Origin of the sequence: Pantoea sp. UBA5035, assembly GCF_002415245.1 — a bacterium.
Classification (GTDB): domain Bacteria; phylum Pseudomonadota; class Gammaproteobacteria; order Enterobacterales; family Enterobacteriaceae; genus Pantoea; species Pantoea septica.
Window position 1 is genome coordinate 1 of the sequence record NZ_DICD01000001.1, and the last position, 17,590, is coordinate 17,590.

General features: G+C 58.1%; 17 protein-coding genes and 1 pseudogene. 6 read left to right on the forward strand and 12 right to left on the reverse strand.

The genetic code is table 11. The annotated features are described in order from the left end of the window. The coding region (locus B3229_RS00005) for an IS1 family transposase (RefSeq protein ID WP_349679541.1) at positions 1 to 158 on the reverse strand (158 nt) is incomplete at its 3' end. A gap of 71 nt (positions 159 to 229) precedes the next feature. On the opposite strand from B3229_RS00005, the pseudogene B3229_RS00010 reads away from it, so the two are divergent. Further along, positions 230 to 421, forward strand: a pseudogene (locus B3229_RS00010) (AraC family transcriptional regulator); the annotation flags it as partial. Between the two features lie 145 nt (positions 422 to 566). Here B3229_RS00010 and B3229_RS00015 read toward each other — a convergent pair. The 5 genes from B3229_RS00015 to B3229_RS00035 form a co-directional block, all read right to left on the reverse strand. Next, on the reverse strand, positions 567 to 1,226 hold the full coding sequence (locus tag B3229_RS00015; protein WP_033753289.1) for an epoxyqueuosine reductase QueH: 660 nt from the start codon (positions 1,224 to 1,226) through the stop codon (positions 567 to 569). Between the two features lie 79 nt (positions 1,227 to 1,305). Next, positions 1,306 to 1,968 carry an SDR family oxidoreductase gene (locus B3229_RS00020; RefSeq protein ID WP_286867532.1) on the reverse strand — a complete coding sequence of 221 codons (663 nt, stop codon included), beginning with the start codon at positions 1,966 to 1,968 and terminating at the stop codon, positions 1,306 to 1,308. A gap of 129 nt (positions 1,969 to 2,097) precedes the next feature. Beyond that, positions 2,098 to 3,408, reverse strand: coding sequence for a c-type cytochrome (locus tag B3229_RS00025; RefSeq protein ID WP_048783175.1), 1,311 nt, complete (start codon positions 3,406 to 3,408; stop codon positions 2,098 to 2,100). 1 nt (position 3,409) lies between these two features. Further along, positions 3,410 to 5,182, reverse strand: a complete 1,773-nt coding sequence (locus B3229_RS00030; RefSeq protein ID WP_048783177.1) for a GMC family oxidoreductase — start codon at positions 5,180 to 5,182, stop codon at positions 3,410 to 3,412. 32 nt (positions 5,183 to 5,214) lie between these two features. Next, the gene (locus B3229_RS00035) at positions 5,215 to 5,928 is read right to left on the reverse strand and encodes a gluconate 2-dehydrogenase subunit 3 family protein (RefSeq protein WP_048783179.1); all 714 of its coding nucleotides are present in this window, start codon (positions 5,926 to 5,928) and stop codon (positions 5,215 to 5,217) included. A 594-nt stretch (positions 5,929 to 6,522) separates the two neighbouring features. On the opposite strand from B3229_RS00035, the gene B3229_RS00040 reads away from it, so the two are divergent. Beyond that, a complete protein-coding gene (locus B3229_RS00040) occupies positions 6,523 to 7,542 on the forward strand; it encodes a LacI family DNA-binding transcriptional regulator (protein ID WP_286867533.1) in 1,020 nt (339 codons plus the stop codon). Here the strand turns inward: B3229_RS00040 and B3229_RS00045 are convergent. The 3 genes from B3229_RS00045 to B3229_RS00055 all read right to left on the reverse strand — a co-directional run bounded on the left by B3229_RS00045 (position 7,520) and on the right by B3229_RS00055 (position 9,924). Further along, positions 7,520 to 8,326: a hypothetical protein gene (locus tag B3229_RS00045; protein WP_048783183.1), complete on the reverse strand. Its 807-nt coding sequence runs from the start codon at positions 8,324 to 8,326 to the stop codon at positions 7,520 to 7,522. The genes B3229_RS00040 and B3229_RS00045 overlap by 23 nt on opposite strands. A gap of 1 nt (position 8,327) precedes the next feature. Then, positions 8,328 to 8,525 carry a hypothetical protein gene (locus tag B3229_RS00050; RefSeq protein ID WP_033753308.1) on the reverse strand — a complete coding sequence of 66 codons (198 nt, stop codon included), beginning with the start codon at positions 8,523 to 8,525 and terminating at the stop codon, positions 8,328 to 8,330. A 214-nt stretch (positions 8,526 to 8,739) separates the two neighbouring features. Then, positions 8,740 to 9,924, reverse strand: coding sequence for an NAD(P)/FAD-dependent oxidoreductase (locus tag B3229_RS00055; protein WP_286867536.1), 1,185 nt, complete (start codon positions 9,922 to 9,924; stop codon positions 8,740 to 8,742). Between the two features lie 241 nt (positions 9,925 to 10,165). Here B3229_RS00055 and pitA point away from each other — a divergent pair, with 241 nt between their 5' ends. Next, on the forward strand, positions 10,166 to 11,668 hold the full coding sequence (pitA, locus tag B3229_RS00060) for an inorganic phosphate transporter PitA (protein ID WP_048783186.1): 1,503 nt from the start codon (positions 10,166 to 10,168) through the stop codon (positions 11,666 to 11,668). A 43-nt stretch (positions 11,669 to 11,711) separates the two neighbouring features. Here pitA and uspB read toward each other — a convergent pair whose 3' ends face one another. Further along, complete coding sequence (uspB, locus tag B3229_RS00065; RefSeq protein WP_033753315.1) at positions 11,712 to 12,047, reverse strand: universal stress protein UspB; 336 nt, start codon at positions 12,045 to 12,047, stop codon at positions 11,712 to 11,714. 425 nt (positions 12,048 to 12,472) lie between these two features. Between uspB and uspA the strand changes: the two genes are divergently transcribed. After that, entirely contained in the window at positions 12,473 to 12,910 is a 438-nt protein-coding gene (uspA, locus tag B3229_RS00070) for a universal stress protein UspA (protein ID WP_033753318.1), read from the forward strand. A 445-nt stretch (positions 12,911 to 13,355) separates the two neighbouring features. Then, complete coding sequence (locus B3229_RS00075; protein WP_033753320.1) at positions 13,356 to 13,598, forward strand: hypothetical protein; 243 nt, start codon at positions 13,356 to 13,358, stop codon at positions 13,596 to 13,598. A 115-nt stretch (positions 13,599 to 13,713) separates the two neighbouring features. Here the strand turns inward: B3229_RS00075 and rsmJ are convergent, their stop codons facing one another. Next, a complete protein-coding gene (gene rsmJ, locus B3229_RS00080; RefSeq protein WP_286867539.1) occupies positions 13,714 to 14,472 on the reverse strand; it encodes a 16S rRNA (guanine(1516)-N(2))-methyltransferase RsmJ in 759 nt (252 codons plus the stop codon). 8 nt (positions 14,473 to 14,480) lie between these two features. Continuing rightward, positions 14,481 to 16,523 carry an oligopeptidase A gene (gene prlC, locus B3229_RS00085; RefSeq protein ID WP_048783192.1) on the reverse strand — a complete coding sequence of 681 codons (2,043 nt, stop codon included), beginning with the start codon at positions 16,521 to 16,523 and terminating at the stop codon, positions 14,481 to 14,483. A 224-nt stretch (positions 16,524 to 16,747) separates the two neighbouring features. Between prlC and B3229_RS00090 the strand changes: the two genes are divergently transcribed. Further along, positions 16,748 to 17,590, forward strand: a complete 843-nt coding sequence (locus B3229_RS00090) for a 23S rRNA (adenine(2030)-N(6))-methyltransferase RlmJ (protein WP_033753328.1) — start codon at positions 16,748 to 16,750, stop codon at positions 17,588 to 17,590.

The window sequence follows — 17,590 nt, forward strand, 5'->3', positions numbered from 1 at the left end:
TTGATGAGTTTTTGCTGCGTACCGGGTTGGGAGGGTGGGTAAGTGGACTGCCGTGTCTGTGTTTTACTGTGGGGCGAGCAGGGATAGCGCTTGTGTTCGGCTGGGCTTGTGCCGTTACGCAGCACCCCGTCAGTAGCTGAATAGGAGGGACAGGTGATAGAAACAGCAGCCTCTGGCGCTCCTTAGAAACACCTTCATACATTAATTCATTAAGTTGGCGGCATGACCCATGAAAAGCAGCAATACGCCGATTATTACGCTGGCGATGAAATACCATTTCGAAAGCCAGCAATCGTTCACGCGCTCTTTTAAGCAGGTGATGGGCTGTACGCCTTACGTCTGTCGTAAACGTCAGTTAGATCCAGAAACACAGGCGCTGCTGGAAGGCAATATTAATCCCTGCGAGCTTTGTCGACAGGCGCAGCCCGCCGTCAACAACCACAAACGCTTTACCTCTTCGCGTCTGGATATTCGCAATATCGACACCGCCGAGGCCTGTAATGGCCTGCGCTAAACTCTGCCGTTACCGCAGGAAATAAAGGGCGACTGCTGCGCCCTTTATTTCTCTACTCTTCGTCCGGCGTATAATATTGCACGCCGATCTTAATGCGTTCACGCCCGCTGGCCACGCGATGACGATTGCTGTCGCGCAGCGAATAGATACAGCCGCAATACTCCTGCTGATAAAAACGCTCGCGCTTGCTGATTTCGATCATGCGCGCCGATCCGCCGCCTTTACGCCAGTTAAAATCCCAGTAGATCATATCGGGATAGCGATTTGCAGCGCGCGCGCCGCAGTCGTTGATCTGCTGCATGTTCTTCCAGCGCGAGATGCCCAGCGAACTGGTGATCACCGGAAAGCCATGTTCATGGGCATAGAGCGCGGTGCGCTCGAAGCGCATGTCGAAACACATGGTGCAGCGCTCGCCGCGCTCCGGCTCCCACTCCATGCCTTTTGCACGCTCGAACCAGTTATCGCGATCGTAGTCCGCGTCGACGAAGGGCACGCCGAACTGCTCAGCGAAGCGGATATTCTCCTCTTTGCGCAGCTCGTACTCTTTCAGCGGATGGATATTGGGGTTATAGAAGAAAATGGTGTAATCGATGCCGGACGCCAGCATCGCCTCCATGACCTCGCCCGAACAGGGCGCGCAGCAGGAGTGCAACAGGACTTTATTGTGGCCGCCAGGCAGCGGCAGCGGCTTACGCTGAAGGGACTGAGACATACTAACTCCTTGTCAGACTATGCCGCGAGTGTAGTGTTTCGCCGATGCAGATGCAAAAAAGACGCTGGCGCGCCCTGTTTTACCACTGCAAAAGCTGCCCGGCATAGTCCACGTAGTGATGGCCGCCGCGTCCGCGATAAGCCTCCAGCTGCTGCACCAGTCCTTCGCCGCTCTGTTCGACCGTAACCGGCGCGGAGTCGCCGCCCATATCGGTTTTCACCCAGCCCGGATGCAGCGACAGCAGCGTCGCGTTATGCTGGTTAATCTGCGGCAGCAGCGCGCGGCTCAGCATATTAAGCGCCGACTTGCTGGCGGAGTAGATCGGCATCGCCGCCGTATCGTTCTCGTTCAGGCTGCCGAGAATCGAAGTGGTAAAGCCGATGACGCCGTTCTGCTTCGCCAGCAGCGGCAGCAGAGCTTCCGCGCTGCGCACCGGCGCGATGGCGTTGGTCAAAAACAGCTGCGCCAGCTCTTCGTCGCTGCTCTGCAGCAGATTCTGATGCGACGGGCCGGAAATGCCGGCGTTGATCAGGATCGCATCGAAGGTTTCGTCTTTAAGCCGCTCCGCCAGCTGACGCACCTCATCCTGATGGGTCATATCCAGCGCGTGCCACCGGGCGTCCGCCTCCGGCGCGCTGCTGCGCCAGGTGGCCGTGACCTGCCAGCCCCTGGCCGCCAGCGCCTTGACCACCGCCAGACCGATGCCGCGCGAGGCACCGATAACTAATGCTTTGCCTGTCATATCCGTTCCTCTCTGATGAAGTGACTTAAACAGCTTATAGCCTGATGAGCGGATCAGAAGGCGAGAGAAGAAATTAACCGCAGTGAGAGCACGGGGTGTAAAAAAGGCGGCCTGCGCCGCCTTATCTGTTTAGTGCGCTGCCATCTGCTCCGGCAGCTTCAGCAGCTTGCGCTTGCCAGCGACCTCGTCGGCTTTCACCGGCGTCGCGGCGTTGCCCCAGCTGTTGCGAATATAGGTCGATACCGCCGCAACCTGCTCGTCCGTCAGCTTCCAGGCAAAACTCGGCATCGCGCCGCTGGTGGGATTGCCCTGCGTGACCGCGCCGCGGCCGCCCTGCAGCACCGTGGTGATGATGGAGGAGGCGTCGTCAGCCAGCAGCCCCGGGTTGTTCGCCAGGCTGGCGGCCAGGTTCGGGATCCCTTTGCCGTCGCTGTTGTGGCAGGCGCTGCAGTTGGCGCTATAGACATTCTCGCCCATTTTCATCTGCGCGCTGTCGCGGGCCTGCGGCGGAGGCAGCTGCGTCGCAGAGGCGGGCTGCGCTTTCAAATAGGTCGCGATGGCGCGCAGATCGGCGTCGCTCAGATGCTGCGTCGAGTTGGTGACCGCTTCCGCCATCGGGCCGGACGCCACCGCGACGTGATTGCTGCCCAGCTTCAGGTAGTCCACAATCTGCTCTTTGCTCCAGCTGCCGATGCCGACATCGCGGTTCGATGTCAGGTCCGGCGCGTGCCACTCGCTGAGGTTGCTGCCCTGCAAATAGTCGCCGGTGTCGCCGCCGAGCAGATTTTTTGGCGTATGGCAGGCGCCGCAGTGCTCCAGCCCCTCGACCAGATAGGCGCCGCGATTGAACTCGGCGGACTTGCCCGGATCGCTCTCAAAGCCGCTGTTGCGGAAGAAAAGCAGATTCCAGCCCATCATCGCCAGACGAATATTATACGGGAAACCCAGATTGGTCTCCGGCACCCTGTAGCGCACCGGTTTTACCGAACGCATGTACATCCACAGGTCGTGCATATCCTGGTCGCTGACCTTCACGTAGGCGTTGTAGGGCATCGCCGGATAAAGATGTTCGCCCTCTTTGCCTTTGCCGTGCCGCACCGCGCGGTAGAAGTCGCGTTCGGTCCAGCTGCCGATACCCGTCTCTTTATCCGGCGTAATGTTGCTGGCATAAATGCCGCCGAACGGCGTGCTGATCGAGTAGCCGCCCGCGAAGGCCTCTTTGCTGCCCGGCGCGGTATGGCACGCCACGCAGTCGCCCGCTATCGCTACGTATCGGCCGCGCGCCACCGCCGCGGCATCCGCCGCCGCGGGCGGCTGGCTGGTCAGCGTCTGGTTATCCGCCACGTCATCGGCAGAGGTATCGCCGTTTTGCCACAGCAAACCTGCGGCGATAACGCCTGCGATCACCGCCGCGCCGCCTGCAAGGGTTGTTTTTTTCATATCACACCTTTACCAGTGGGCCGGGATTTTTCAGGTAGCGATCGATAATCGCCTTCGCCGTCCAGAGGCTGAGCGCGCCAATGGTGCCGGTTGGGTTGTAGCCTGCATTGTTGGGAAAAGAAGAGGCGCCAAGCACAAACAGGTTGTGCATATCCCAGCTCTGCTGATAGCGGTTAAGCACGCTGGTTTTCGGATCGACGCCCATCACCGCGCCACCGATGGTGTGGTCGCTGGCGAAGTTGTAGGGCGAATATTTGCCCGCCGCCGAGTTGGTGCCGATAACGGTTTTCGCCCCCATCGCCTTACCGATCTCGACGCTCTTCTCTTCGATAAACTTCGCCGAACGGCGGTCGTTTTCGTTGTAGTCGAAAGTGACGCGCAGCAGCGGATTGCCGTTGTCGTCTTTGTATTCCGGGTCGAGATCGAGGTAGTAATCTTCGTGCGAGAAGCTGGTGCCCTGGCCGAAGATAAAGGTGGCGTTCTGGAAGGCGTGGGTATAGGCCTTTTTCCACTCCTTGCCCCAGCGCGGCGTGCCCGGCGGCAGCGCATCGGCGTTGCCGATAGGACGCGCGCCGCGCGCCACTACCAGAATCCCGGCGCCGCCGATAAAATCTTTGTCGCTGTGGTCGAAGTTATCGCCGTTCCAGTCGTCTACCTGCTGTGAGAGCGCGCCAGCGCCGATGAACTGGTTGAGGTATTCATCTTCGAAAAAGAGGCTGGCGCCGGAGACGGTCTGGAAGCTATAAGCGCGCCCTACCGTGCCGGTTTTGCTTTCCGGATCGTAAGGCTGGCCGATTTTCGACAGCAGCAGCAGGCGCACGTTCTGCATCTGAAACGCCGACAGGATCACGATATCGGCAGGCTGTACCCACTCTTTCTTGTTCTTGTCGATATAGGTGACGCCGGTGGCGGTTTTGCCGTCTTCCGCCTTATTCACGCGTACCACGGCGGAATCGGTCAGCACGGTAAAGTTCTCACGCTGCATCAATGCCGGGATCACGCAGGCGTTCGGGCTGGATTTGGAGAAGTTGCCGCAGCCGTAATAGAGACAGTAGCCGCAATAGGTGCAAGGCCCCATGCGCACGCCGAGCGGGTTCACGTAGGCACGCGAAGTTTGCCCGGCGGGCACCATAAAAGGATGCTGGCCAAGAGATTTCGCCGCGTCGCGAAACAGGTCGGTCAGCCGCGTGCTCTCCAGGGGCGGCAGCGGATAGTCGCTGCTGCGGTTGCCTTCGAAGGGGTTGCCGTCAGGCACGATTTCGCCGTTGAGTCTGCCCGCCTTGCCGGAGACGCCGGCGATCTTCTCGAAGCGATCGTAAAACGGCTCCAGCTCGTCGTAGGTCACGCCCCAGTCCTGCAGGATCACGCCCTTAGCGATCTTCTCTTTGCCGTAGCGCGCGACCGTCTGGGTGTAAGGCTGGAAATCCCACGGCGTAAAGCGCCAGGCCATACCGGCCCAGTGCGTACCGGAGCCGCCGACGTTATAGCCCAGCTCGTTCAGGTTCCATTCACGCGTCGGCAGCGCGGTTTCTGAGCGATGGTTACGGAAGGTGGTGGTCTCCACCGCAGGCGGCAAAAGCATGCTGCGGCGGGTATCCCAGCGCAGCTCGTCGGTGTCGATAGAGGGCGGAAAATCGGTGGCGGTTTCAAACCACGGGCCGCGTTCGATGGCGACCACATTCAGGCCGGCGCGCGTCAGCTCTTCGGCAATTAACGAGCCGCACCAACCCAGGCCGACGATCACGGCGTCAGCTTTTGGACGAATATTTTGCATGTGTTAACTCACTGCTCAGTCAGACTGAAGAGTCAAAGGGTGTTGTCGATCAGGCTGGTTGGGATGATGTTGAGCTTCTTCCCTTTTTTACCAATCAGGTCGCGGAAGTCGTAGCGCGCGCCGGGAAAACCGATCATTTTCCAGCTCGCCATCTCTTTGTTGCCGCCGTAGAGGGGATCGGACAAAAAGCCTTCCCGCACGTTTTGCAGCAGCAATTCGAAGAAAACTTTGGTCTCTACGTCCGGTCCCAGATCGAGCTGGTTCGCCTCCATTCGGCGCAGCAGTTCATCCTGCTGGTCGCCGCTCAGCGCCACAAAGGTTTGACTGAATTTTTTGTTCGTGTAGGCATCAAGCGCGGCGAGACCCTGTCGGTAGCGCTGCGCGGGCGTCAGCGGCGATTGGGGTCCCTGCTCAGGCGTGCCTTTCACAAAGCGGCCCAGTCGATAGACCGCCGCCGCGCTGCCGTAATCGCCCGCCAGCTGGCGATCGATAAAAATAGCGCAGCCCGCCTCTTTGCCGCTGATGCTCAGCGCGTCAGCGGGAATAAAGCGTTCGGCGATAGCGCCGACGGTGTCGAACTCGTGCTGCGTCAGGTATTGCAGGCCGCCTTTGCGCGGCGCCGGCGGCGTATTGATTTTTCCGGGTTCCCAGGGTTGACCGCCCTGAACGGTTTCAGCTTTTGCGATGGGCAGCGACGACGCCACGCCCAGGGCAGCCACGGAGGTGAGAAACTCTCTGCGTTTCATATTTTCCCTGCCAACAAATTGATCACATTAACGGCATTGATTTATTTAACGGAAAGAAAACCATGCCAGATAGACTATTTCGGGCATAGTTATCTCCTGCGCGCCTTTTATCTGGCGACAGCGTCATTGTTTTTATTATGAGTCCTGCTCAGCGGCGGAAAGCTCTGTTCCGCCCAGAGGCTGATTGTTAATAAGAAAAAGCGCTATCCATTAATTAACAACAAAATAATCATAAATTTTTAACCTACTTTCGGAAAGCGCAGCGTTGATGGAAAGCCATCATAAATGGCTATAACTATCTATTTTTCATTAGGTTAAAACCCACACTACCCGCAACATTATAAACATGCGTGATGAATGGCTGCTGAAATAACGATCGTAATGTTAGTCTCTACCCTTTATTCGCTGCATTTTTCGCCAGAATTAACGCACGTTTTACTGCGACATAAAATTTCATTAAATCAGGCTAGCGCAACGTCTGGCGCGCTTATTAAAATGGCGACCATATTTATCAGACGCCTGCCGGTAAAACGGCGCCCGTTTAAAGCACGCAGCGGTAACGGCATGACAAATAAAGTTATGCCTGGAGCAATAATGAAAAAACTCACCCTTGAGATGGTGGCAAAAATAGCGGGCGTCGGCATCGCGACCGTCGATCGGGTATTAAACGAACGCGGCGGCGTATCCCCGGAGACGACGCGCAAGGTATTAAAAGCCGCGCGCGACATCGGACTCAAGCGGCTGCTGCCGGAGGAGTATCGTCATCCATGGCAAATAGAAGTATTTCTCAGCAATAACGGCTCGTCGTTTTTCCAGCAGCTGGTGCGCTACTTCAGCGAGGCCGCGGGCGAACTGGGTTATCGGCGTATTACGCTGCACAAAACGCTGGTCGCGGAGTCGCAGCCGGACAAGCTGGCGCAAAGCATTATCGCGCGCAGCAGCACGCGCGACGGCATCATCGTTTTCGGCCATGATTACCCGCCCATCTATCGTGCGCTGGCGCTGTGCCGCAGCCGCGGCGTGCCGGTTATTACTATTGTCACCGACCTGCCCGACGCGGATCGCCTCTGCCATGTCGGTATCGATCAGTATCAGGCGGGCCGCACCGCTGGTTTGCTGATGAGCAAGGTGGTGCATCAACCAGGCGATATTGTGATGGTGAGCGGTCGCTTCGATTACTGGGCGCATCGTCAGCGTATCGCAGGATTTCGCGAAGTAATGATGCAGCGCGCGCCGCAGCGTCATCTACGCGAAGTACTCTTCGGCCTCGATCAGCGCGACACCATCCGCACGCTGCTGGACCAGAGTCTGGCGCAGTCCCAGCACGTGGCGGGCCTGTATAACACCGGTATGGGCAACAGCGAAGTGAGCGAAACGCTGCGCGCCCATCAACTTCTTGGCCGGTGCGGCTATATCACCCACGAACTCTATTCGATTACGCGTCAGCTGCTGCGTCATAATGAGCTGGACTTTGCGCTGGATCAGAACGCGCAGCAGCACGCGCGTCTGGCGATCGAACTGCTGCTGCGTCATCTGGAGAGCGGCTATCAGCCCGATATCTATCGGGACGGCAACGTCGCCCTACGGCTGTTTACGGCGGAGAATGTGGAGTAAAGGTGCCCTCTACCTCCATCGGCACGCCGTCATGGTGCGTCATCGCCAGCGAACTGGCGCTGGCGGGATCAAATAGCGACAGGCTCTCAATCTGATCCACCATCAGCACTTTACGAAACGCCATAGCGTTTTTCGGTTCGGAAGTCAGCGTGATGCCGTGCTCGGCGTACCAGCGGCTGTAGTTATGTTCAATCGACATGCTAAGCGTTTTGCTGTCGCGATAGCCGCTGAGCATAGGAATAATCACGATATTGGCGGTGTTCTCATACTCAAAGGTGGCGGCATGCACCATCCCGATATAGATACGGCGCGACTTGAGGGTAATCCACGCCAGTTCGCCTTCTTGCATGCACTGGTAAAGCAGTTGCTCAACGCCGTTGGATTTAGAGAGCTGCTGATAGAGATCCTGGCGTCCGCTGCTGTTAAGGCGCGCGCTCGCCGACCAGTTTGAGCGGTACATGCAGAACAGCACCGCGAAGGCGAGCATCACCACCACCGGCGCCTGGATGCCAAGGAAACTCCAGTTCATAAACTCCATCTGCCAGCGCAGATGTTCGCCGGGCACCACCTGCAGCGCGTTGGCGACGCTGGAGATAATCAACAGCAGCAGCCAGATAATGGCGGTCGCCAGCATGCCCTGCAGGACAAAAATGCAGCCGTAGAGCGCCACCAGAAAATAGACATCCCAGCCGAAGCTGCGACGGATTTTAAACCGGCTGGAGAGATCGCGGCTGGTGTACCAGTAGCCGCAGACCATCAGCACCATGAATATCGCCGTACCCATCTTAAACTCCTTTTAGCGTTTCGACGTGGCGGGCGAAATCCTCATGCACTTCCTCACTCAGCACGTTTACCGAAGCGTTGCCGTCTTCATCGATAATGATGCGCTCGCCGTCGGCGATGGATTCATTCAGATCCTGACGTGACATGCCTCTGATAAAGCTCTCGGGGCTGGAAAACAGGGAACGCATAAAGGTGAGCATTGGGGGCTAATCTCCTCTGTGGTAAATCAGAAGTATGAAATCGGGGCGACAAACGCGCCAGGCGGATTAGTCTAAAAGTATTGCGAGTCAGCTAATTAGCGAAGCGGCAGAGGGAGAATAAGGCGGTAAAATGGCGTTAATGCGGGGTAAAATCGGATTTAAAAAAGGCGTCGACCAGGCCGCGAAAAAGCCCGGAATCGACGCCCGACGCGCGTTACAGCGCCTGCGCGCACGCCCAGGCTGAACTCCACGCCCACTGGAAGTTATAGCCGCCCAGCCAGCCGGTCACGTCCACCACCTCGCCGATAAAATATAATCCCGGCACGTCGCGGGCTTCCATCGTCTTCGACGAGAGCAGCTTGGTATCGACGCCGCCCAGCGTCACCTCGGCGGTGCGATAGCCTTCCGTGCCGTTGGGCTGCACGCGCCACTGGTGCAGCGTCTGCGCCAGTTCGGCCTGCTGCTTGCCGTTAAGCTGCTTCAGGGTGACGTCCGGCACCTGCCCCAGCTCCTGCAACACCTCGACCAGTCGTTTCGGCAGCAGCTTCGCCAGGCTATTTTTCAGGCTCAGATTCGGATGCGCCTCGCGCTGCGCGTGAATGAATTCTTCTATCGAGGTGGCGGGCGACAGGTTGACGGTAACGTGCTCACCCGGCTGCCAGTAGCTGGAGATTTGCAGCACCGCCGGACCGGAGAGGCCTCGGTGGGTGAAGAGCATCGCCTCTTTGAATAGCGTGCCGTCCTGCGCCTCGATGGTGGTATCGATCGCGACGCCGGAGAGCGTCTGTAGCCGCTCCAGCAGCGGCTTATGCAGGGTAAAAGGCACCAGGGCGGCGCGGGCCGAATAGACCTTCAGACCGAACTGCTCGGCAATCTTATAACCGAATGGCGTGGCGCCCAGGCCCGGCATAGAGAGTCCGCCGCTGGCGATCACCAGCTTTTCCGCCTGCACCGTCGCGCCGTTGAGCTGCAGCGTATAGCCAGACGCTTCGCGCGTCACGCTCAGCACCTCGCTGCGCAGACGCAGCGTCACCTGGCCCTTTTCGCACTCCGCCATCAGCATATCGACAATCTGCGCCGCCGAGTCATCGCAGAAGAGCTGCCCCAGCGTCTTTTCGTGGTAGGCGATCTTATGGCGGTTAACCAGATCGATAAAATCCCACTGGGTGTAGCGCGCCAGCGCGGATTTGCAGAAGTGCGGATTGTGCGACAGATAGGCGGCCGGATCGGTGTACATATTGGTGAAGTTGCAGCGCCCGCCGCCTGACATCAGGATCTTGCGCCCGGGCTTTTTGCCGTTATCCAGCAACAGCACGCGTCGGCCTCGCTGCCCGGCCTGCGCCGCGCAAAACAGTCCCGCCGCGCCGGCGCCGATAATAATAACGTCAAACTTTTCCACTGCCTTCGTCCCGCCTGTTTCAAGAGGCGCTGATTGTAGAGGTCTGCTCTGCATGACGCCAGCGTCAAAAATTTGTCGTAATTATGTCATAATGTAAACGGTTCATTTTACGGCACTTTTAGGAGAAACCAGGCAACTTTAGACATTCTTAAGTCAAAACAAGGCTATATTTTGCTTTCCCATACCCTGCGTTGTCGCAGATAATGCGCCGCGCTCATGTCCTCAAAATGGCGTAATGTGTATGCTACATTTGTTCGCTGGTCTTGACCTCAGTACCGGCCTGTTATTGGTTCTTGCCCTGCTGTTTGTATTGTTTTATGAAGCAATCAACGGCTTTCACGACACGGCCAACGCAGTTGCCACGGTGATCTATACCCGCGCGATGCGCGCACAGCTTGCTGTGGTGATGGCGGGCGTATTTAACTTCCTTGGCGTCCTGCTTGGTGGCTTAAGCGTCGCTTACGCTATCGTGCATATGCTTCCTACCGATCTGTTATTAAATGTTGGGTCCGCGCACGGGCTGGCGATGGTCTTTTCCATGCTGCTGGCGGCGATTATCTGGAATCTCGGCACCTGGTATCTCGGTCTGCCGGCCTCCAGTTCGCACACGCTGATCGGCGCCATTATCGGCATCGGCCTGACCAACGCGCTGATGACCGGCACCTCGGTGATCGACGCGCTTAATATCCCCAAAGTCATCAATATCTTCCTGTCGCTGATTCTGTCGCCGATTGTCGGTCTGATCATCGCAGGCAGCCTGATTTTCCTGCTGCGTCGCTACTGGAGCAGCACCAAAAAGCGCGCGCGCATCCATATGACGCCCGCTGATCGCGAAAAAATCGACGGCAAGAAAAAGCCGCCGTTCTGGACGCGTATTGCCCTGATCGTCTCGGCAATCGGCGTCAGCTATTCGCACGGCGCCAACGACGGCCAGAAAGGCATCGGCCTGATTATGCTGGTGCTGATTGGCGTCGCGCCAGCGGGTTTCGTGGTCAATATGAACGCCAGCGGCTACGACATCACGCGCACGCGTGACGCGGTCAATCACCTCGAACAGTATTATCAGCAGCACAGCGAGGCGCTGACGCATATCATTCAGATGGCGCCGCCTGCCCTGCCGACGCCGGAAGAGATGCCATCTGGCCCGAAAGAGTTCCACTGCGACAGCGCCCGTGCGCTGCAGGCGGTACAGCGCGCGCAGGGCCTGCTGAACACCAACCTGCAAAGCTACGACCAGCTTAGCGTCGAGCAGCGCAGCCAGATGCGTCGTCTGCTGCTGTGCATCGCCGATACCGCCGATAAGGCGGCCAAGCTGCCGGAAACCAGCGCCGACGATAAACGCTTCCTCGGCAAGCTGAAAACCGATCTGCTGGGCACCATCGAGTATGCGCCGGTATGGATCATTATGGCGGTCGCGCTGGCGCTCGGCATCGGCACCATGATCGGCTGGCGTCGCGTCGCAACCACCATTGGCGAGAAGATTGGTAAAAAAGGCATGACCTACGCGCAGGGCATGTCGGCGCAGGTCACCGCGGCGGTTTCCATCGGTATCGCCAGCTATACGGGCATGCCGGTTTCGACCACGCATATTCTGTCGTCGTCGGTGGCGGGTACCATGCTGGTGGACGGCGGCGGGCTGCAGAGCCGCACCATCAAGAATATCGCCATGGCGTGGGTCTTTACGCTGCCGGTCTGTATTGTGCTGTCGGGCAGCCTCTACTGGCTGGCGCTGAAGCTGGTGTAAGCCACGCAAAAATAAAGGGCGACGCAGGTCGCCCTTTTTATTTCTAGTGCCAGATCGCCAGACAAATCAGGCTGAGAATCACTAACCCGCACAAGGCGCTGGTTAAGATGAACTGACCGCGCACCCGCTCGCAGCGACGAATAAACTCCTCGTCATGATGGTCGAGATAACGTTTTGCCCAGATATAACGCACCAGCCGCACCTGCTTGCTCGGCTGACCGTGCGAGGTAAAGAAGCCGGCCCCGTCGACATACTGATAGAGTAAGGGATCGCAGCCTCGCAGCACCGCCAGCAGCGCGCGCAAAGAAGAAAAGTAGCGCGCCATATTCACAATACACACCACACAAAGAGCCCAGAAAAGCGCGATAGTGCTGATCATATTTCCCTCCCAGCTGGAGCCGCGGAGACGGGATGAAGCGCGGCTGCGCTTCATGCTCCACGGGAAAAGCCGACCACTGAATGACCTGAACAGATCTCTGTTTTTTGACAAGCTTACGCGGTCGGCACCTGAGAAGTACCACCGTTAATTTGTAGTGTAGGAGAAGTTTTTAACTCTTTTCCAGCGATGATTTTCGTTCGCCGCGAGCGAAAAAGGCGCTAAGCCTTGATCTTATTCACAACAGAAGCCTGTACCGCAGCATTTGTTAACCGTCGCCGCTATACTAAAGGCATAACAACTATCTGTCGGGAACGCCGACAGAACAACTGGTGACAAATATCGCCCGTTCGCGTAAAGGATTGCGCAGGCAATGACGCGAGAGGAAGACAGGTCGCCATCCTGAATCTTGTGAAAGGAGTTTTATCATGGCTTATAAACATATCCTGATTGCGGTAGACCTTTCTCCCGAAAGCCAGCTGCTGGTGGATAAAGCCGTCTCGCTGGCGCGCCCCTATGACGCCAAAATTTCGCTGATTCACGTCGACGTGAACTACTCCGATCTCTATACCGGCCTGATTGACGTCAATCTGGGCGATATGCAGAAGCGTATCTCGGAAGAGACGCATACCGCGCTGCGCGGGCTGTCGGATGCAGCAGGCTACCCTATCAGCGAGACCCTGAGCGGCAGCGGCGATCTCGGCCAGGTGCTGGTCGATGCGATTAAAAAATATGACGTGGATTTAGTGGTGTGCGGCCACCATCAGGATTTCTGGAGCAAGCTGATGTCGTCGGCGCGCCAGCTGATTAACACCGTGCATATTGATATGCTGATCGTTCCGCTGCGCGACGCAGAAGACGAATAACTGCAGAGAAAAAGCCGGCGCGAGTCGGCTTTTTTTTGGCCATTCAGGCGGCGCGTCATGTGTCGAACCCGCGCTCTCGGTTTTTTATTGCTTCCTGATTACGTAAAACAAAACTATTTCTTTATTACGCGTAACGCATCCAGCACGCTTATTTAAGCTAATTAACAAAAAAACAGACGATAATAGCGCGCTGTCGTACGACAGCCAGTCCGCGCTATTTACTTGACAATATCTTCCCGCTCTGCACAAAGAAACCCACCTGTAATATCAGCAATGTATTAACAGTCGGCTATTTAGTTAATTATTTATATCAAAAGAGTGATTTTAAATATTTTACTATATGCAAGATGGCTCACGCTCTTTATATTCAACCTGCTTTCGCTGCTGCATGCGCGGCGGATAAAGCGCTATTTAATGGCTTAAATACCAAATAAGGATATTGATTATGAGAGAAATTAATCAGACTGAAATTGCCGCCGTTAGCGGCGCTGGCCTGAGCACCTTTATCAACAACGTGAACGAGGCGCTGTCCCAGGTCTCTACGCTGCTCGACAGCACCGTTAAAACCCTGACCGAGACGACGGTTCTGGAAGAAGAGATCGGCCTGTCTTATAAAGCTTTCGGCCTAAGCATCGCGAAAGGTTTTCTGACCTCCTTTTCAAGCTTTCTGACTAAACTGGCTTCCTGATTTAATTTCATCTTTTCAGCACAGACGCTGAGATTAAATGAGCAGTTAAGCATGGCAGCTTTAAGCGTGCCTGACGCTACGCCAGGCACGCTTTTTATTTAATGCAGTTAGAGAATTATATTTCCCGGCCGAGCGGCGGATAAATATCGAAGCGATGGCTTTTGGTCACCACCGCCGACTGCGTCGCGACCCCCGCCAGCGGCGGCGCATAGTCGGGCCGCTTCACCACGATGCGTTTTTTTGCCAGACGGCGCGCCGGCTCCAGCAGCGCATCGGCATCCTCGTCGGCGCCGACCAGCGACTGAAACACCCGCATCTCTTTTTTCACCATCGCGCTCTTCTGCCGGTGGGGATACATCGGATCGAGATAGACCACGTCCGGCGCAGGCGTAATATCGCCGAGCGCCTGCGCGCTGGGCGCATGGATAAGGGTCAGCCGCTCGCGCAGCCAGCCGCCGATCTCCGCATCCTGATAGCCGCGCTGCAGCCCGTCGTCCAGCAGCGCCGCCACGACCGGATGACGCTCCAGCATGCGCACGCGGCAGCCAATCGCCGCCAGCACGAAGGCATCGCGTCCCAATCCGGCGGTAGCGTCCACCACGTCCGGCAGATAACCACTCTTCACGCCAACCGCTTTCGCCACCGCCTCGCCGCGTCCGCCGCCGAAGCGGCGGCGGTGCGCCATCGCGCCGGAGACGAAGTCGACAAAAATGCCGCCCAGCTTCGGCTCGTCGCGCTTGCGCAGTTCAAGGTGCGTCGGCGTCTGCACCAGCGCCAGCACGCAGCCTTGGTCATGCTCCAGCTGCCAGCGCTGCGCCAGATGCGACAAGGCGCCGTCTCCGGCGCCCGATTCATCAATCAAACAGATCTTCACTGCAGCCGTTATCCCTTGATGCCGTAATGATCCAGCATCGCATCCAGCTGCGGCTCGCGGCCGCGGAAGCGTTTGAACAGCTCCATCGGCTCTTCAGAACCGCCGCGCGTCAGGATGTTGTCGAGGAACGACTGCCCGGTCTGGCGGTTAAAGATGCCCTCTTCTTCGAAGCGCGAATAAGCGTCTGCCGCCAGCACATCCGCCCACAGATAGCTGTAGTAGCCCGCCGCATAGCCGCCTGCGAAGATATGGCTAAAGGCGTGCGGGAAACGGCCCCATTCCGGGCTCGGCACCACGGCCACCAGCTTTTTCACTTCGCGCAGGGTTTCGAGGATCTGCGCGCCTTTTGCCGGGTCGAACTCGGCGTGCAGGCGGAAATCGAACAGGCCGAATTCCAGCTGACGCAGGATAAACAGCGCCGCCTGGTAGTTCTTCGCCGCCAGCATCTTGTCGAGCAGCTCTTTCGGCAGCGGTTCGCCGGTCTCAAAGTGGCCGGAAATAAAGGCCAGCGCCTCCGGCTCCCAGCACCAGTTTTCCATAAACTGGCTCGGCAGCTCGACCGCATCCCACGGCACGCCGCTGATGCCGGAAACCCCCGGGGTTTCGATGCGCGTCAGCATATGGTGCAGGCCGTGACCGAATTCGTGGAACAGCGTAGTAACTTCGTCGTGAGTAAACAGCGCAGGCTTGCCGTTCACCGGACGGTTGAAATTGCAGGTGAGATAGGCGACCGGCTTCTGCAGCGTGCCGTCGGCTTTGCGCATCTGGCCGACGCAGTCATCCATCCAGGCGCCGCCGCGCTTGTGCTCGCGCGCGTAGAGGTCGAGATAGAAGCTGCCGCGCAGCTCGCCGCTCTCATCGAACAGGTCGAAGAAACGCACGTCGGGATGGTAAACATCGACGTCGGTGCGCTCTTTGGCGGTGATGCCGTAAATGCGTTTAACCACCTCAAACAGGCCGTTGACGGCGCGCGCTTCCGGGAAGTAAGGACGCAGCTGTTCGTCGCTGATGGTGTAGAGATGCTGCTTCTGTTTTTCGCCGTAGTAGGTGAGATCCCACGGATTCAGCTCGCTGACGCCGTACTCTTTTTCAGCGAAGGCGCGCAGCTGGGCCAGCTCTTTTTCCGCCTGCGGACGGGCGCGTTTCGCCAGATCGTTCAGGAAGTCGAGCACCTGCGACGGGTTCTCCGCCATTTTGGTCGCCAGCGATTTATCGGCGTAGGAGTCGAAGCCCAGCAGCTGCGCCAGCTCGTGACGCAGCGCCAGCTCTTCCGCCATGATCGGACCGTTGTCCCACTTACCGGCGTTTGGACCCTGATCGGAGGCGCGCGTCGAATAGGCGCGATACATCTCTTCGCGCAGCGCGGCGTTGTCGCAGTAGGTCATTACCGGCAGGTAGCTTGGAATATCCAGCGTCAGCAGCCAGCCTTCCTGCTCTTTGGCTTCGGCCTGCGCTTTCGCCGCCGCCAGCGCGCTTTCCGGCATGCCGGAGAGTTCGCTTTCGTCGGTGATCAGTTTGCTCCAGCCCATGGTCGCGTCCAGCACGTTGTTGCTGTAAGCCGATCCCAGCTCGGAGAGACGCGCGGCGATCTCGCCGTAGCGCTGCTGCTTCTCTTTATCGAGGCCGATGCCGGAGAGCTCGAAATCGCGCAGCGCGTTATCGACCGCTTTCTGCTGCGCCACGTCGAGCGTAGCGAAGCTCTCGCCCTCTTTCAGATCGCGATAGGCCTGGTAGAGTCCTTCATGCTGGCCGACCCAGGTGCTGTATTCGGACAGCAGCGGCAGCGTCTGCTCGTAGGCCTGACGCAGCTCCGGGCTGTTTTTCACCGAGTTAAGATGGCTGACCGGCGAAAAGATGCGGCCGAGACGATCGTCGACTTCAGCCAGCGGCTGCACCAGGTTGTCCCAGGTGTAGGGCGCGCCCTGCGCCACCACCTTTTCCACCGCCGCGCGACATTCGTTCAGCGCCTCGGTCACGGCAGGCACCACATGTTCAGGCTGAATGGCGGAGAAAGGCGGCAGCGTAAAAGGCTGGAGTAATGGATTGGTCATAGCGCAGTCCTTGTTCAATGTATGGGGCGCGCGAGGCGCGCAACGCAATCTTACTAACATGCGGTTAAGTGTAGCGAAAATCAATGCCAGCCAGGCTGAGCGGCGAAGAAACGCGTCGGGCGGGCGGGCGATGGAGAATCGGCCAGCATTTTTCGCCCTCAGCAGGTATAATCCCGCTAACTTGCAGTACGCCTTTTTACGCCAACCGCGGAATCCCCACTGTTATGCTGAGCTATCGCCACAGTTTTCACGCCGGCAACCATGCCGACGTGCTGAAACACACCGTACAGAGCCTGATCATCAGCGCGCTGAAAGAGAAAGAAAAGCCGTTCCTCTACCTCGACAGCCATGCCGGCGCAGGCCGTTATCTGCTGAGCGGCGAGCATGCCGAGCGGACCGGCGAATATCTGGAAGGAATCGCCCGCATCTGGCAGCAGCCGGACGCGCCGGAGCTGCTGAAGCCCTACTTCAACGCGATTCGCGACCTGAACCCAAACGGCACGCTGCGCTACTATCCCGGCTCGCCGCTGATCGCGCGCTATCTGCTGCGCGCAGAGGATAAGCTGCAGCTTACCGAGCTGCACTCCAGCGACTACCCGCTGCTGCGCGGCGAGTTCCTGAAAGACAGCCGCGCCCGCGTAGAGCGCGCCGACGGCTATCAGCAGCTGAAGGCGAAACTACCGCCGCCGACCCGTCGCGGCCTGATCCTGATCGATCCGCCTTACGAGCTGAAAAGCGATTATCAGGCGGTAGTGAAGGCGATTCATGAGGGCCACAAGCGCTTCGCCACCGGCGTTTTCGCGCTCTGGTATCCGGTCGTGCTGCGCCAGCAGATCAAGCATATGCTGCGCGATCTCGAAGCGACCGGCATCCGCAATATTCTGCAGATCGAGCTGGCGGTGCGCCCGGACAGCGATCAGCGCGGCATGACCGCTTCGGGCATGATCGTTGTCAACCCGCCGTGGAAGCTGGCGCAGCAGATGAACGAGCTGTTGCCCTGGCTGCACCAGAAGCTGGTGCCTGCCGGAACCGGTCACGCCACCGTGACGCAGCTCGTCGCAGAATAA

Excerpts from the sequence above, each read along its gene's own strand:
- B3229_RS00015 (WP_033753289.1), bottom strand. The coding sequence starts at position 1,226 with ATGTCTCAGTCCCTTCAGCGTAAGCCGCTGCCGCTGCCTGGCGGCCAC.
- B3229_RS00020 (WP_286867532.1), bottom strand. The coding sequence starts at position 1,968 with ATGACAGGCAAAGCATTAGTTATCGGTGCCTCGCGCGGCATCGGTCTG.
- B3229_RS00025 (WP_048783175.1), bottom strand. The coding sequence starts at position 3,408 with ATGAAAAAAACAACCCTTGCAGGCGGCGCGGCGGTGATCGCAGGCGTT.
- B3229_RS00030 (WP_048783177.1), bottom strand. The coding sequence starts at position 5,182 with ATGCAAAATATTCGTCCAAAAGCTGACGCCGTGATCGTCGGCCTGGGT.
- B3229_RS00035 (WP_048783179.1), bottom strand. The coding sequence starts at position 5,928 with ATGAAACGCAGAGAGTTTCTCACCTCCGTGGCTGCCCTGGGCGTGGCG.
- B3229_RS00040 (WP_286867533.1), top strand. The coding sequence starts at position 6,523 with ATGAAAAAACTCACCCTTGAGATGGTGGCAAAAATAGCGGGCGTCGGC.
- B3229_RS00045 (WP_048783183.1), bottom strand. The coding sequence starts at position 8,326 with ATGGGTACGGCGATATTCATGGTGCTGATGGTCTGCGGCTACTGGTAC.
- B3229_RS00050 (WP_033753308.1), bottom strand. The coding sequence starts at position 8,525 with ATGCTCACCTTTATGCGTTCCCTGTTTTCCAGCCCCGAGAGCTTTATC.
- pitA (WP_048783186.1), top strand. The coding sequence starts at position 10,166 with ATGCTACATTTGTTCGCTGGTCTTGACCTCAGTACCGGCCTGTTATTG.
- uspB (WP_033753315.1), bottom strand. The coding sequence starts at position 12,047 with ATGATCAGCACTATCGCGCTTTTCTGGGCTCTTTGTGTGGTGTGTATT.
- uspA (WP_033753318.1), top strand. The coding sequence starts at position 12,473 with ATGGCTTATAAACATATCCTGATTGCGGTAGACCTTTCTCCCGAAAGC.
- B3229_RS00075 (WP_033753320.1), top strand. The coding sequence starts at position 13,356 with ATGAGAGAAATTAATCAGACTGAAATTGCCGCCGTTAGCGGCGCTGGC.
- prlC (WP_048783192.1), bottom strand. The coding sequence starts at position 16,523 with ATGACCAATCCATTACTCCAGCCTTTTACGCTGCCGCCTTTCTCCGCC.
- B3229_RS00090 (WP_033753328.1), top strand. The coding sequence starts at position 16,748 with ATGCTGAGCTATCGCCACAGTTTTCACGCCGGCAACCATGCCGACGTG.